This is a genomic window from Mesobacillus boroniphilus JCM 21738, from assembly GCF_000517385.1.
GTDB classification, from domain to species: domain Bacteria; phylum Bacillota; class Bacilli; order Bacillales; family Cytobacillaceae; genus Mesobacillus; species Mesobacillus boroniphilus.
On the sequence record NZ_BAUW01000090.1, the window covers coordinates 1 to 14,282 of the forward strand.

At 40.4% G+C, this 14,282-nt stretch carries 14 protein-coding genes and 2 pseudogenes; 9 read left to right on the top strand and 7 right to left on the bottom strand.

The window, feature by feature from the left end; genetic code table 11:
- The first annotated feature begins 379 nt into the window (after positions 1 to 379).
- Positions 380 to 1,261 (top strand): NAD(P)-dependent oxidoreductase, encoded by an 882-nt coding sequence (locus JCM21738_RS17995; protein ID WP_023615101.1) that lies wholly within the window; start codon positions 380 to 382, stop codon positions 1,259 to 1,261.
- 280 nt (positions 1,262 to 1,541) lie between these two features.
- Here JCM21738_RS17995 and JCM21738_RS18000 read toward each other — a convergent pair whose 3' ends face one another.
- A complete protein-coding gene (locus JCM21738_RS18000) occupies positions 1,542 to 2,687 on the bottom strand; it encodes an aminotransferase A (RefSeq protein WP_031307912.1) in 1,146 nt (381 codons plus the stop codon).
- A 670-nt stretch (positions 2,688 to 3,357) separates the two neighbouring features.
- Between JCM21738_RS18000 and JCM21738_RS18005 the strand changes: the two genes are divergently transcribed.
- Positions 3,358 to 4,260 (top strand): chemotaxis protein, encoded by a 903-nt coding sequence (locus JCM21738_RS18005; protein WP_023615098.1) that lies wholly within the window; start codon positions 3,358 to 3,360, stop codon positions 4,258 to 4,260.
- A 91-nt stretch (positions 4,261 to 4,351) separates the two neighbouring features.
- Here the strand turns inward: JCM21738_RS18005 and JCM21738_RS18010 are convergent.
- Both JCM21738_RS18010 and JCM21738_RS18015 read right to left on the bottom strand, forming a co-directional pair.
- Positions 4,352 to 4,824 (bottom strand): annotated as a pseudogene (locus JCM21738_RS18010) (YkyB family protein).
- A gap of 102 nt (positions 4,825 to 4,926) precedes the next feature.
- Positions 4,927 to 5,424: a L,D-transpeptidase family protein gene (locus JCM21738_RS18015; protein ID WP_023615096.1), complete on the bottom strand. Its 498-nt coding sequence runs from the start codon at positions 5,422 to 5,424 to the stop codon at positions 4,927 to 4,929.
- 205 nt (positions 5,425 to 5,629) lie between these two features.
- Here JCM21738_RS18015 and JCM21738_RS26170 point away from each other — a divergent pair, with 205 nt between their 5' ends.
- Together JCM21738_RS26170 and JCM21738_RS26175 are read left to right on the top strand one after the other, a co-directional pair.
- Entirely contained in the window at positions 5,630 to 6,874 is a 1,245-nt protein-coding gene (locus JCM21738_RS26170; protein WP_243463070.1) for a GGDEF domain-containing protein, read from the top strand.
- A gap of 116 nt (positions 6,875 to 6,990) precedes the next feature.
- Complete coding sequence (locus JCM21738_RS26175; protein ID WP_243463071.1) at positions 6,991 to 7,746, top strand: putative bifunctional diguanylate cyclase/phosphodiesterase; 756 nt, start codon at positions 6,991 to 6,993, stop codon at positions 7,744 to 7,746.
- Here the strand turns inward: JCM21738_RS26175 and JCM21738_RS18025 are convergent, their stop codons facing one another.
- On the bottom strand, positions 7,747 to 8,628 hold the full coding sequence (locus JCM21738_RS18025) for a metallophosphoesterase (RefSeq protein WP_023615094.1): 882 nt from the start codon (positions 8,626 to 8,628) through the stop codon (positions 7,747 to 7,749).
- Positions 8,629 to 8,804: 176 nt separating this feature from the next.
- On the opposite strand from JCM21738_RS18025, the gene JCM21738_RS18030 reads away from it, so the two are divergent.
- Positions 8,805 to 9,029: a hypothetical protein gene (locus JCM21738_RS18030; protein WP_023615093.1), complete on the top strand. Its 225-nt coding sequence runs from the start codon at positions 8,805 to 8,807 to the stop codon at positions 9,027 to 9,029.
- Between the two features lie 128 nt (positions 9,030 to 9,157).
- On the opposite strand, the gene JCM21738_RS18035 is transcribed toward JCM21738_RS18030, so the two are convergent.
- On the bottom strand, positions 9,158 to 9,949 hold the full coding sequence (locus JCM21738_RS18035) for a C39 family peptidase (RefSeq protein ID WP_023615092.1): 792 nt from the start codon (positions 9,947 to 9,949) through the stop codon (positions 9,158 to 9,160).
- Positions 9,950 to 10,142: 193 nt separating this feature from the next.
- On the opposite strand from JCM21738_RS18035, the pseudogene JCM21738_RS18040 reads away from it, so the two are divergent.
- The 3 genes and pseudogenes from JCM21738_RS18040 to JCM21738_RS18050 all read left to right on the top strand — a co-directional run bounded on the left by JCM21738_RS18040 (position 10,143) and on the right by JCM21738_RS18050 (position 12,566).
- Positions 10,143 to 11,350, top strand: a pseudogene (locus JCM21738_RS18040) (EAL domain-containing protein).
- A gap of 74 nt (positions 11,351 to 11,424) precedes the next feature.
- Entirely contained in the window at positions 11,425 to 11,670 is a 246-nt protein-coding gene (locus tag JCM21738_RS18045; RefSeq protein ID WP_023615090.1) for a hypothetical protein, read from the top strand.
- A gap of 224 nt (positions 11,671 to 11,894) precedes the next feature.
- Entirely contained in the window at positions 11,895 to 12,566 is a 672-nt protein-coding gene (locus JCM21738_RS18050; protein WP_023615089.1) for a DUF3993 domain-containing protein, read from the top strand.
- A gap of 51 nt (positions 12,567 to 12,617) precedes the next feature.
- Here the strand turns inward: JCM21738_RS18050 and JCM21738_RS18055 are convergent, their stop codons facing one another.
- Both JCM21738_RS18055 and JCM21738_RS18060 read right to left on the bottom strand, forming a co-directional pair.
- On the bottom strand, positions 12,618 to 12,851 hold the full coding sequence (locus JCM21738_RS18055) for a glutaredoxin family protein (RefSeq protein ID WP_035209821.1): 234 nt from the start codon (positions 12,849 to 12,851) through the stop codon (positions 12,618 to 12,620).
- 1 nt (position 12,852) lies between these two features.
- Positions 12,853 to 13,815 carry an MBL fold metallo-hydrolase gene (locus JCM21738_RS18060; RefSeq protein ID WP_023627837.1) on the bottom strand — a complete coding sequence of 321 codons (963 nt, stop codon included), beginning with the start codon at positions 13,813 to 13,815 and terminating at the stop codon, positions 12,853 to 12,855.
- A 185-nt stretch (positions 13,816 to 14,000) separates the two neighbouring features.
- On the opposite strand from JCM21738_RS18060, the gene JCM21738_RS18065 reads away from it, so the two are divergent.
- Positions 14,001 to 14,237: a YkuJ family protein gene (locus JCM21738_RS18065; RefSeq protein ID WP_023627836.1), complete on the top strand. Its 237-nt coding sequence runs from the start codon at positions 14,001 to 14,003 to the stop codon at positions 14,235 to 14,237.
- Positions 14,238 to 14,282 lie beyond the last annotated feature (45 nt).

A 14,282-nucleotide genomic window follows, 5' to 3' on the forward strand; every position in this document is an offset into this window, starting at 1 on the left:
CTTGCGCTTTTTGTTCTTGGATCAACTGGTCAAAATCATTCTTTGTATAATTACGGATGATCGCTTTTAATGGTCTGTTGCTGTCATATACATAAAGCTCTTTATAAAACATATCCGCACCTCTGAATATAGTATAGACATAGTATAGGAATAATTCTAAAGCAAGGTCAAATCAAGTAATACGAATTCTTTCAAAGACTGATTAAAGTTAACTCTTAGGCCAACTTTATAGGTTTGGATATGCTGCTGTCAGGGTAAACTAATATTGCGCATAAAATGGCAGATCGTTCTGGAGGCCGAGGAGTAAATTCTCGGCCTTTTGCTATTTCTAGTGATAAACTAAATATAATAATTTTGTACATGGGAAGAAGGAGTACATATGCTGTTTAAAGAAGATACGGTAATTGGCTTTATTGGTACAGGAGTTATGGGAAAAAGCATGGCGGGCCATCTGCTTGATGCGGGTTATCAGCTCACCGTATATACCAGAACTAAGGATAAGGCTGCTGATCTGCTGAAAAAAGGAGCGGTATGGTCGGATTCACCGCGTGATGTTGCACAGAAGGCAGATGTCACTTTTACAATTGTTGGCTATCCATCTGACGTGAAAGGGATTTATTTAGGGGAGAACGGTCTCATCGCACATGCCAAGCCAGGCAGTTATTTAATTGATATGACAACCTCGACTCCTTCCCTTGCAAAAGAGATTTATGAAGAGGCAAGAGCGAAAGGGATTCATGCAATTGATGCGCCTGTTTCCGGCGGGGATATCGGTGCCCGTGAAGCAAGGCTTGCTGTCATGGTGGGTGGCGATGATGAGGCTTTTCTTCAGGTAGAACCACTGCTTAATATCCTTGGAACAAATATTGTCCATCAGGGAGAGGCAGGTGCCGGTCAGCATACAAAGATGTGCAACCAAATTGCGATAGCTTCCAATATGGTTGGTGTATGCGAAGCGATTATCTATGCAGAAAAAGCTGGCCTTGATCCTGAAACCGTATTGAAGAGCATATCGACGGGTGCTGCAGGCAGTTGGTCGCTTTCCAATCTGGCTCCAAGAATGATTGATGACAATTTTGAGCCGGGGTTTTACATCAAGCACTTTATCAAGGATATGAAAATCGCCCTGGATGAAGCGAAGCGTATGGACATGGAAGTGCCGGGACTTTCTTTGGCATTGTCGCTATATGAGCAAATCGCGGAAAATGGCGAAGAAAACAGCGGTACTCAGGCTCTATATAAGTACTGGAAACAATTATAATATTTTCTAGACATAGACCCCTCCCCCGGTAAAGATACTAAAACCTAAAGGAGGGGATTTTCTATGGCAAAAAGGACGAAAAAGAACGACCCGCAGCAAAAAAACAAAAAAAGGTTTTGACTCAGCTGTAATTGATTCTGAGTTCTCACATGAAATTGGCAGTGCAGTAACCAATAAGATCCATAAGGATAAGGCGAAAAAAGAGAAAGCTTCAAAGAATAATGGGAAGTACAAGGGATAATAAAAAGCCGTTCCTGCAGTTGAGGAACGGCTTTGCATTTTACTTCTGCAAATATCCTTCCAAACGGTCAAGTCCTTCTTTTAGCGTTTCCATTGAGTACGCATAGGAAAGCCGGAAATATCCTTCACCTAATTCAGAGAAAGCACTTCCTGGAACCACTGCCAGCTTCGCTTCATTGACCAATTCCATGCAATAATCAAATGATGAAATATTGGATGCCGGAATTTTGACAAAAAAGTAAAACGCACCATCAGGCTTGATTATATCAAGTCCCATAGACTGTAGTCTGTTGAATACATAATCCCGCCTTGCAGCGTACTCCTGCTTCATAGTCAATGCGTCATCAATCCCCGCTGTCAACGCCTCTACAGCAGCCATTTGTGAAATAGAAGTCGCACAAGTCACATTGTATTGATGTACTTTCAGAATATGTTTTGCAAGATATTCAGGCGCAAATAATATCCCTATTCGCCAGCCGGTCATCGAGTGTGATTTGGAAAGTCCATTGATAACAATGGTTTTTTCTTTTATGAACTGGGCAATTGAAACATGCTGCTGCCCATAAACAAGCTCACTATAGATTTCATCCGCCAAGACAAAGATTTCCCTGTCTTTAAGCAGCTGTGCTATTTTTTTTAGTTCTTCTTCATTCAAGCTGACCCCGGTCGGATTTGAAGGATATGGGAGGACGATACACCTTGTTTTATCCGTTATCAGCCTTTCAATCAAATCCGCAGTCATCTTGAATTGTGTATTCCTGATATCCGCATAGACCGGTATAGCACCGCAAAGCTTGATAATTGGTTCATACCCTGGGTAAACAGGCCCCGGGATGATGACTTCACATCCTTCTTCAAGAATGGTCCTGAAAGTTATATCAATAGCCTCACTTGCTCCTACAGTAATAATTGCTTCATGTTCTGCTGAATAATCGACATTATATTTTTTGCAGTAAAAGTCCGCAGCAGCCTTCCTTAGCTTTATTAGGCCTGCGTTATGGGTATATGTAGTGATGTTTTCATCTATCGCTTTCTTGCCAGCTTCCTTCACATGTTCAGGTGTTGGAAAGTCTGGCTGGCCTATGGTCAATGAAACCATATCTTTCACATCTGCAACCATATTAAAGAATCTCCTGATTCCAGAGATTTCTATATTTTTAACCCTATTGTTAACTAAATGCTCCACGTCTTTCATCCCTTCGATTGAATATCACTATTTTACCATGATGAACAAGAAAAATGTGAAATTCGTCATCTCAGGCAAAAAGGTTAGTTAAATTGAGCGGCGAATATTATTTTCAGTAAAAACTAAAGGCTGTTTTCGTAAAGATTGTTGTTAAAATCCTAAAACCGCTTCTAACGTTATATACCTATTTTGTAGGTCGGAATTAAGTTGCATGCTCTTTTCTCATAAGAAGCGTCAACTTTACGAATGAATATAGGTAATTCAATCTAATTTAGTATTCAATAACAACAAAGTTTGAGAAAAGAGCCTAACTAATAGGAGAGATTCGATTGAATTTGGAAGAGATAATAAAACACACTAGTGTTGCATAAATAATAACTGAATTTTCAGTTTAATTTTATTTTCTGTTTTGAGTCAAAAAGTTAATACCAAAACAAAAGTGGCTCCATCAATTTGGAAAATATCTACAATAAGACTAAAGCGACGACAATACTTTGCTCACTTTTTCTGTTCCCAAAACTTGGTTCCCATGGACTTTTGCCTTTTCTATATCAAAAGAACATTTTTCGTTTCTAGCCCCTGGATTCTCAAGTCATGGACTAAACAGTTTAAATAGTCGTGCCGATAAGAGGTATATAGTACTAATTTTAAATAGAGAAGGAAGAGCCTTATGAATGATAGCAGTATTTTATTAGAATCAGGAACGAATGAACTGGAAATTGTCGAGTTCGGCATCGGCCAGAATAAATTTGCGATAAATGTCATGAAAGTAAAAGAAATCCTCAATCCTGTACCTGTAGTGGCAATCCCGAACGCCCATCCTTTTGTTGAGGGAATCATGGAACTTAGGGGAGAAGTGCTGCCAGTCATTAATGTTGCTGCGGCGCTGGGCCTTAAGGAGTCATCAAATCCACAGCAGGATAAGTTGATCGTCACCGAATTCAATCAGATGAAGACGGTGTTCCATGTCCATACTGTTTCGCAAATTCACCGCATCTCCTGGGCTCAAATTGAAAAGCCGTCAGATATGTATCAGGGACAGGAGAGCCAAATAATCGGAGTAATTAAGTTAGGCGGAGAAATGGTCCTTTTCCTGGACTTTGAAAAAATCCTTCTTGAGATTAATCCTGATTCTGGAATCAAGGTCAGCGATGTCAAGAAACTTGGTCCGAGGGAGCGATCCATGAAAAAAATCGTGATTGCGGAAGACTCTGCGATGTTAAGGAAAATGCTTCATGAGACTTTGAGTGAAGCAGGATTCCAGTACCTTGAATTTTTTGAGAATGGACAGGATGCCATTACATATCTTGAGCATCTGGCTGAGAATGCTGACATTTTTTCACAGGAAGTACAGCTTGTGATCACAGACATAGAAATGCCGCAGATGGATGGACATCACCTGACAAAAAGGATAAAAGAACATCCCGTTCTGGAAAAACTTCCAGTTATCATTTTCTCATCGTTAATCACGAATGAACTGCACCATAAGGGTAGTGTCGTCGGAGCAGATGCCCAGATCAGCAAGCCAGAGATAAGTGAATTGGTCTTGAAAATAGATGAATTGATTTTATAAACAAAAAAAGAAAGCTGGTTATCAGCTTTCTTTCGAAAAATGTCCAGCTCCAGCATTTCAAGGAGCTGACCAATGCACTTGCGATTTTCGGTTACGGGTAGCGTTCTCCAAGCTTCTTGAATACAGGTTTGGCATATTTCCTCGGCTTGTCTGCTCCGGCCGTTTCGGTGGGTTCATTTAATCCTGTGTAGGCTGACAATAACCTTTTCGCGCTAGTCAAGGAAATGGTTGCCCTTGGGTTCCTCACTGACTGATCGAGTTTTCCTAAGTGGGGAAGCTGCTCAAAATCCTGTTTAATCGGCGGGATATGGAATGTATAATCACCGCAAACCACTAGTACGTCTGATTGCTGCTGGCTGTTTCTCGGGTTGTTTGAAAAGTGGAGTTCCTGCTTTTTTAGCTTTGCCTTCCCGCAGCATTTTTTTTAACCGCATCATGTTTTAACTGATATAAAAATTTCGGGTTCGGAGCAGTTTTGGCATGGCGGTTCACAATGAAGATCGCTTGTGAGAGGCTCTCGATCGTTGGACGGAGTGAGGGGATCTTGTTCCTTTCATTATTCAATTGATTAGGCTCCTTTCATTTTTGTTAAAAAGTCTTTTTAAAACTATTTTCATTATAACCTTAATTTGGCTGATTGAGAAATAGAAGCCTTTTAATAGAGAACTATCGGGTGATTCTTACTCTAGTTCCATTGGGAACTTGCTGTGCCAGTTCAAGTACATCTTTGTTATGCATCCGTATACAACCCTTTGAAACAGCCTTGCCTATCGATGCAGGATTATTTGTACCATGAATACCATACCCGAGTTTTGATAGCGACAACCACATGGAGCCGTATGGACCGCCAGGATTAGGTTGTCTGTTCAAAATCACATATTCGCCAACCGGGGTTTGCGTTAGCATTTTCCCTATGCCACCGGGATAGGATTTTATCAGCTTGCCTGATCGAAAAAGTGTAAGCCTTCTGTTGCCCAGTGAAACGTAAATCGAATAAGGGATGGAAGCTGGGTCTGGAAGTCCTGGAATTGCGATTCGCTGGCCGGGATAGATGAGTGCAGGATTCGTGATACCAGGATTGGCCGCAAGGATTTGTTGAAGCGGCCTGCGATAATTAGCAGCAATCACCGCTAGCGTTTCTCCTCTTTTAACAATGTGATACATGAAATCTCCTCCTCTAATGCAGTGTATGCTGGCTAAATGGAGAGGGCACAATTCGAGTATTTTTTTGTCGTTTTTTTAGCGAAAAATTGTAAATTGTTAAAAAATAATATCGTTTATCCTTATTTTAAAGGGTAGAATAGGAATATAAAACTAGTTCGTAATCATTGTCCAGGTACTATTGTACTTCTGGAATGAGGATGGTTTGATGAATCAGATGAAACAATCAAGAATAACTAAAAGAAGAGGCGTTTCTGCTTCGATAAAAATAGAACAGATGATTTCAGATATCATCTTTAAACATGTAAAAGATCTTGTTTTTATCATGCAGGTCGAAACGGGTTACCAATTCCGTTATTTATTTGCCAATGAGAATGGTCTGCACCATGCAGGAATGGCTGTAAGTGATATCGGCAGGACGATGGATGAGGTTCTGCCTCTAAAGCATCTCAATCCATTGAAAAAACAATATATTAAGGCAGTAAAAGAGGGCGTGGAAGTCGTTTTCCATGATGAAGTAGACATGGATAATGACAATCAGGTTCTTGGAGAGACGCTTTTGACTCCCATCAAGGATGAAGCCGGGGAAGTAAAATATGTTGTAGCGGTAACCAGGGATATGACAGAGAATTTTAAAGAAAAAAATAGATTGATTGATAGCGAGCAACGATATCGCTCGCTCATTGACCATAATCTCGATGCTGTTTTTTCAATTGATCTAAAGGGGGAAATCCTTGATGTCAACCCGGCCGCTCAATTATTGACAGGATATACTGTCAAACAGTTAAAATCGAAGAGAATCAAAAGCTTAATATGTGAAAGTGACCTGCAGCCTTTGAAGGAAGTCTTATCCGATACGCAAATGGGTAATTCAAAGGAATCGCTCGATTGTCGGTTCATGCACCGAAAAGGAAAAATCCTGACGGTCCATTTAAAGACAATTCCTATCGTGATTGATTCTGAAATTAAGGGGATGTATATCATTATCCGTGATCTTTCCGAGCAGGCAAAAAGCACTGAACTGATTAAATACATGGCCTTTCATGACCAGCTGACTGGTTTGCGCAACAGGCGTGCCCTCCTTGATCAACTGGATAGTCTTGTAAAAAATGAAAAGAAGCAGAAAGCCGAATTTGCCCTTCTGTTTCTGGATATAGATCGTTTCAAGTACTTGAATGATACACTTGGACATCTTGTTGGTGACCAGATTTTGAAGCAGGTAGCTCATCGATTAATTGAAATCCAAAAAGAAAACTGTACTGTTTACAGACAGGGCGGCGATGAATTTATCATCGTTCTGGAAAGGACAGGAAGAAAAGCTGCGGGGGAATTTGCACAAAAAGTATTGTGCAGGTTCAATGAATCTTTTTATTTTAATTCCCAGGAGTACTATATTACACCGAGTATTGGCATAAGCTATTCCCGAATGACGGGAAGGATGCGGAAACACTGATTAAATATGCTGATGAAGCTTTATATAGTGTAAAAGAAAAAGGAAAGGCCCATTATCAATTTTACCGCTCTGACATGCAGTCAACCGGGGTAAATATCATAGCGCTCGAGGCTCATTTGCGAAAAGCAATCGAACGGGACGAACTGGAACTCTATTACCAGCCGCAGATCAATCTGCTTACAAATGAAATATCAAGCTTCGAAGCACTGCTGCGCTGGAACAATAGTGAATTCGGCTTTATTTCACCAGCCGAATTCATCCCTCTTGCAGAAGATACCGGATTGATTATTCCGATTGGCAACTGGGTAATTGACGGGGCATGCCGGCAAATCAAGGAATGGACTGAGAAGGCCGGAAAGCCAATCAGGATCGCTATCAATATATCTCCAAAGCAATTCATGCAGTTGGACTTAGTGCGGGTCATCAAAAGTTCTATGGAAAAGTACAATATTGAGCCATCTCTTCTGGAGATTGAAATTACCGAGGGAGCAATGCAGGATACAAAGGAGACGATCCTAATCCTGAAGCGGTTGAAGGACTTGGGAATCAAAATCTCGGTAGATGACTTTGGAACTGGATATTCATCGCTTAGTTATTTGAAACAGTTTCCCATAGATGTTTTGAAAATTGATCAGAGTTTTATAAGAGATATAAAGTATAACGGCAAGGATGCCGCAATCATTACAACGATCATCCACTTGGGCAACAGCCTTGGAATGGAAGTGATTGCCGAAGGTGTCGAGGAGCAGAGCCAGGTTGATTTCCTGACAAATGCCGATTGTGAAAAAGCACAGGGCTTCTTTTTTGCCAAGCCATTAAGATCGCAGGAAGCAGAGGAAAAGTTCATCCTGATACTAAAAACAAGCAGCTGATCAGCTGCTTGTTTTTTCACTTTTTAAGGTGAAAATCGCAAGTTCAGGCTGAGACAAAAACCTGAACGGAAGCCTGGTCGTTCCAAGCCCGCGATTCACATATAGAGTCAGACCATCGTTGGGGCCAACAGTATAGAAGCCCTCTACATATTTTTCGGCAAAAGGCGGGGTAACCAATGGGCCGTAAAAGGGAATCTGAATCTGTCCTCCGTGGCTATGTCCGCTCATCTGCATTTGGATTGGGAATTGTGCTGCTTCTTCTGCTTTGTCTGGGGCATGGGATAAAAGGATAGTATATGAGTTAGCTGGTATTTTGGCCATGGACGCGTTCAGATCAGGTTTACCGAGTATAGCATCATCGATTCCGGCAATCCATATCGAACTGCCGTCGAGAAGTTTGATGTTAGATGACATGTTCAGTAATAATGTGAATCCTGATTGCTCCATTACTTGTTTATATAGATCTGACCCGTATCCACCATGGTCATGGTTACCATACACGGCATACTTTCCTAGCGGGGCATCCAGGTTGCTCAACATGGAAATAAGCTTGTTTTGTTCAGTGAAGTGCCGGGGGTCATCAAGTAAATCCCCGGTAAAAACAATCAGGTCAGGCTTCAGTTTATTGATTTTAATAATCAATTGCTTCAGCTGTTCCATTGTATATTGGAATCCAAGATGGGTATCGCTGAATTGAATGATCCTCACTCCATCAAATCCGGATGGCAACGCGGCATTTTTGATAGTATGACGGGTAATATCAAGCGTGCTAGGTTCGACTTCACGGGCATAAAAATAGCCCCCTGTGCCGAGTCCTCCAACAGTCAGCAAAGTTCCGGCTGCCCTTTTAATAAAAGTCCTGCGAGTGATTTGTTCAGACATGAAAAATACCAACCTATTCCCGAATTTTCTCTATTATACTAGCAAACAAACAAGGAAATTAGAAGTGCCATTTTTGGGGAAGGTCATGGTCAATGATGTTTTTAATTAATTTCAGAAGGGAAGAGGAAGGAAATATGACAAGTCCTTTATAGGTAAATGAATTAGAGGTGTTGTTGATGGATGATTATGATATTAAGATGGAAATGATATTTATTCCAGTAAAAAATGGTTATATAAAAGTTTTTGTCCATGGTTTTAATCGTTTAGGAACGTGGGGGAATGCAGTTGCTGTCTTTAATGGCGAAAGTGCTAATGCGAAAGGGTTTAATAAGAAAAGGACCATTGTCCATTCGCTTGTAAAGCTTCACAGATCACTTGAAAAAAAGAGGAGAGAAAATTAAAAGCCATTTTAGTTGCAGCCACCTTTTCGGCCTGAATCGGTTTTCCTCAGGGCAACCCGCTCGGGAGACTTTAAAGTCGACCATAAAAAAAGACAAGGCCGGAACAAAATCCAGCCTTATCCCATATTTTAACGGTAACTGACTGCTCTTGATTGCAACGCTTTCCATGATTCAATAAAGCGTGTCTTATTTACTGGCACTTGTTTTCTGCCAGTTAGGGGGTCGTTCAGATATACCGTGGTTTCATTGAAACCGACCAGGACTACTGCGTGAAGGTCGAGTGGCGTATTAATAACCTCCCTGCCATGAGTCCAGGATTCCCAGCGGTCGGGCAGTCGATAATCGCCGGTAGTCCATACAACTGCTGGATAACCAGCAGATACATGATCAAGCACTGAGTCAAAATCTTTGCCAGTCAAATTGACGGCTCTGCCTGGTAAATACCCATTAATTAAATCAATCATTGGTTTATCGAAGACCGCGTAACCGGCGTGCTTTCCGGTCATATCCCCAACAAAACCTTCTGCAGGGTTCCCCCAGCTCAAAATGTCTCCGGTTGCTGATCTCTTCAAAGGATCATTATCTTTCTTTATCTCATTGAAAAGCTTCATTTTATCTGTATCAGCTCCGGCATATTTCAGCATCATCGCCAGGCTTGTTACTTCACAACCGTATTTTAACTCTGGATTTTGTTTGATCAACGGTACGTTCATTAACGCTTTGCTTTTTTGTTGTTGCTGTTGTTTTTCCTGTTTTTGAATAGGTTTTGGGACCGCCATTTCCTGAATTGGCTCAGGACTTTCATTCGTGATGATAGGTTTATTCAAGGTTTTCTGTATTTGAGCTTCATTTTGGGCGGGCGAGCCGTGGCTGCATCCAAGCAATGGAAGAAGAATGCCGATGAAATGCCATGTTTTCATGTCATCATCCTTCCATAAGCCTATATTTATTTTTGGTTAAAAAGATGATTTTATGACATGAGGAAAATGGAAACAGTGTAACTGAGGGAATACTCATATTATGATAAAATCATTCATATCACATTAATGGGCAGAAAAATGATCATTAAAGGTTCGCAAGCAGTTGGATTTTGAAGGGAGGTTTCAGTTTGAATTGGATGCTCTGGATATTTTAACAAACCTTGAACATGTCGTTCCTTTTTTTCAGCCGATTTTCAATGCAGATGAGCATAAAATCATTGGATATGAAGTATTGGGCCGGTATATTAATGGAAGTGATGATATAAATCTAGGATCTTTTTTTCAGGATGATAGCATCCCTGAAGAGTACCGGATCGAAGTTGAAAATGTCGTTTTTACTAAAGCGATGGAAGTTGCCTCTCAAACAATGGAACAGGAGCTCTTATGGTTTGTAAACAGGGATGCAGGATTATTAATGGTGGATGATGGAGAAGGATTTTTACAATTGATTCTTTCGTATCAGGAAATGGGAGTTAAACCTGAGAATATTGTTCTTGAAATTTCATTCTCCAACGAACAAGCTCATATAGAGCATCTAATCAACTACTACAAATCCTTTGGGATTAAAATCGCGATGGATAAAGTCGGCAGTGAAAGCAGCTATTTTGAGCACATAGCAGGTATTGAGCCTGAAATCTTGAAAATTGATATGACCTCCCTCAGGTCCAATAACTCAGGCCCAGCTTATCTCGATGTCCTCCATTCCTTATCAATTCTCGCGCGCAAAATAGGCTCAACCTTATTGTTTGAAAACATCGAAACACCTTACCAGCTTCAGTTTGCCTGGAAGAACGGAGGCAGGTTTTATCAAGGGTTTTATTTGCTTAAACCTCAAAGGGGATTAGTGAAAAAGGATATCCTAAGGGAAAAATTAAAGTCTGAAATTCATGGGTTTATTCTATCCGAGAAAAAACGGCTTCATACTTTTTTCGACTTGAGAATCGAGTTGCACACAAAGTTCCAGGAACTGATAAGCAGGAATAAAAAGGAGCAGAACCCAAGAGAGTTCCTCATGTCCCTTGGAGAAAGCTTGATGGAGTTGCGTTTCGGATGTATATATGTGACGAAGATGGTTTCCAGCTCTCGCCCAACCTCTATAAAACAGGAGATCAGTGGTGTCTGCAGCCAAAATACGAGGGCAAGAACTGGAGTTGGAGACCTTACTTCCTCGAGAATATCATTAGAATGAGGACCGGAAAAAAAGGAATCCTGTCAGATCGCTATAGTGATATTGAAACAGGGGAGGTCATCCGGACGTTTTCGCTGCCTTTGAATGGTACAGAATTTTTATTTGTTGATTTGAGCGCCACCTTTCTTAATCAACGTGAAGGGTTATTTTAACAAGCGGAAAAAGAGCATAGTAAAGCAGAATATGCACAATTTATATATACAGCCTTCTATAGGGGGGATTTAACTTGAGCATATATACAACAATGCTTTTACTGGCAGGTGCAGGGGTGCTGGTTGCTGGCCTTTTCTATACCTGGGCTTTCGGAAAGGGACAGAAAAGGGCTCATGGCAATCTGGATTCTCAGATCCCTGGTGCTGTCCAGGAGCACGCTTATATCCGCAACCCGATTTTTTTGACATATATAATCGTTCTCTCCATAGCCCTGTTGTTCGTCGTTTATTTTGCGGTGACCACAGGAACTGGATATTAACCTCCAAACGGGGGTTATTTTTTTGGTAAAAAATTAAAACAACCTGATAAAACTACAATTTTTTTAACATATGCGTTAGTTCGTGTCAGATAAGGGTAAATTGATATTGTAAAACAAGTTTTTCTGTCAGATGTTGATGTTATTTTACGAATGAATTTCGTAATCAAATAGGGTAAATGTTGGTAAAATTGTATTTACTAGTCATCAAGGAGGAGGGGAAGAAAATGGACAAGCAATTTAAGCTATTATTTTTAATTTTATCGTTTTTATTATTTTTAGTACCGGCCAATGCATATGCCAATTCAGATTTGGATGGCAGGGAAGAAGTTTTCGCATTCCTCGAAAAAGCGTTTGATTCACAGGTTTCTTTAAGTGAAAAAAGCAGGACAATGGAGGAAATTGAAGGAGTACTTGATCCTTACTTTACTGAGGACTATAAGTCCCGATTCATAGAAGAGAATGTGGTTGGACAGGAAAATGAGTACCAGACTTATGGAACAGACTTTGCTTTTTATTATATTCCGTTTTACGCTTTTTCAGAAAAAACAAAAGTGGTGGAAATGGAAAATGAAATTTATGTAGTCGAGTTTTTCCCTGGCAATACGGAAGGACCTGTAGGCTATGAAGATCATTATGAAGGCTTGAAGTTTGTTAAAGAGACTGGCAATTGGAAGGTAGCGGATTACCTGTATGATGATGTACCGCAGGAAGTAATCAATAAAGCCTATCCTGAAAAGGCGAAGGAGCAGCAACAAGCTGCAGACCGCGTAAAAGAGGAAAATCCGACTGTCGGGAAAATGGTGTTTGGCCCCAATTTCTCTACGCTGAAAACGTTCATGGAGTTAGGTGTAATCTTCAAAAATGAGAACAGGACATTGTTATTCGGGTTATTATAAAAATTAACGCGTGAAATCTGATAATAGATTTCACGCGTTAATTTTTATTCTTTAATATCCAAAACCTTTTTTTAACCTCTCAAGGTCAAAGCCTGTAATGACTTCTTCACCTATCACGATGGTTGGGGTTGAAAAGGAGTTGTAAATTTCCGTAAGTTCTTTCATGCTATTCTCATCATCGATGATATTTTTCTCAGTATAGGAAAAGCCGAATTCATTTAGGAACATTTTAATGATCTGACAGGGAGGGCAATCGTTCTGGGTGTACACAATGATGTCGTTCATTTTAATGGGTTCCTCCGATTTTCATGTTTAAATAATGTGCTAATCCCATGGCGCTCACAGTTACATCGAGATGTAGCAGTTCATATATCGGATGCTGCTCTGGCAGTCCCTGTTGGGTCAAGTGATTTTTAATCTTATCATAAAGTTTCTGTGTAATGTACTCAACTTGCTTTTCAGGATGCTTTTCCTCTAGGACTATCTGTTTCGCTTCATTAAAGAAAACTTCAAGCCAACTCTCCACTTGCTTGAAAGCTTCAGATGGGTTTTCTGACATGCCATAATGTCCAAAATAAATTCGCTCTATCCCGAGCTCCTTAAACCGTCTTATGGAATGAAGCATCTTTTCTGGATCAAACTGGTTCGGTGAGGTCGTAGGCAGGTAGAATCCGATGCCATCGCGATCAAGCTGCGGATAAAAAATACCTGCAGTGTCACCAGAAAAGATCCCCTTTGCTAATGGGTGATAGATGCTGAAGTGGTGGTTGGCATGGCCTGGCGTATCTAAAAATTCAAGTGTCAGTCTATCGCTGATTTCTAGTGTGTCGCCTTCTCCTTTTATCACCAGGCGCTCTTCGGGAATCTCAACGATTGGGTCAAATAGCTGCGAAAACTTTTCACCATATACAGCCTTTGCTCCCATAATCAATCTTGAAGGATCGACTAGATGCCTGGCACCCTTTGGGTGTACGATTACTTTAGCATTAGGGCAATGCTGGAGCATCAATCCCGCACCGCCTGCATGGTCGAGGTGTATATGGGTCACAATGATGTATGAGATATCGGCTGGAGATACACCTAGTGTTTGTAAGCCTTCAAGGATATAGGGAATCGAGGGGCTTGCGGATGTTTCTATAAGCGTTACCTTTTCTTCCGTTAAAACATATGTACCGGTTCGTTCCGCCATACTTAAATCAAAATCATCGATTAGAAAGACATTTTCGGATAGTTGCACTGGTTTTTTCAAAAAATCACTCCTTTTCTCGTAGCTTTTACTTGTACATCGTCTGACATTATTTTATTCTGTTAATATTGACATGTAAAGAATTGTGAATAGAAAATTCTGAAATCATTTTACATGGATATAAATAGGCCAATTGCAAAATCTATTTATAAGTTATTGGTTTTTGTTTTGAAAGGAGAGGAAGCATAATGTCACAGCTTCAGGGAATAATCACTCGTTTAAAGAATCTGCAAGAGCAGTCCAATGGAGGAGAACCTGCTCAACGCTTTTTTGAAGTGAATGGTGAGCGTAAATGCCAGGTTACATACCATCCAAAAACAGAAACGTACGAATTGGAAATATACAATGACAAAGAAAAGCCTAAGAAATATCAATTCGACAACATTGATATGATTACAATCGAGATTTTTGATCTTATTCAGTAATCTACAATAACAATGGGACCCATCAGTGGTCCTTTTTTGTCTTAT

Excerpts from the sequence above, each read along its gene's own strand:
- JCM21738_RS17995 (WP_023615101.1), top strand. The coding sequence starts at position 380 with ATGCTGTTTAAAGAAGATACGGTAATTGGCTTTATTGGTACAGGAGTT.
- JCM21738_RS18005 (WP_023615098.1), top strand. The coding sequence starts at position 3,358 with ATGAATGATAGCAGTATTTTATTAGAATCAGGAACGAATGAACTGGAA.
- JCM21738_RS18015 (WP_023615096.1), bottom strand. The coding sequence starts at position 5,424 with ATGTATCACATTGTTAAAAGAGGAGAAACGCTAGCGGTGATTGCTGCT.
- JCM21738_RS26170 (WP_243463070.1), top strand. The coding sequence starts at position 5,630 with ATGAATCAGATGAAACAATCAAGAATAACTAAAAGAAGAGGCGTTTCT.
- JCM21738_RS18025 (WP_023615094.1), bottom strand. The coding sequence starts at position 8,628 with ATGTCTGAACAAATCACTCGCAGGACTTTTATTAAAAGGGCAGCCGGA.
- JCM21738_RS18030 (WP_023615093.1), top strand. The coding sequence starts at position 8,805 with ATGGATGATTATGATATTAAGATGGAAATGATATTTATTCCAGTAAAA.
- JCM21738_RS18035 (WP_023615092.1), bottom strand. The coding sequence starts at position 9,949 with ATGAAAACATGGCATTTCATCGGCATTCTTCTTCCATTGCTTGGATGC.
- JCM21738_RS18050 (WP_023615089.1), top strand. The coding sequence starts at position 11,895 with ATGGACAAGCAATTTAAGCTATTATTTTTAATTTTATCGTTTTTATTA.
- JCM21738_RS18055 (WP_035209821.1), bottom strand. The coding sequence starts at position 12,851 with ATGAACGACATCATTGTGTACACCCAGAACGATTGCCCTCCCTGTCAG.
- JCM21738_RS18065 (WP_023627836.1), top strand. The coding sequence starts at position 14,001 with ATGTCACAGCTTCAGGGAATAATCACTCGTTTAAAGAATCTGCAAGAG.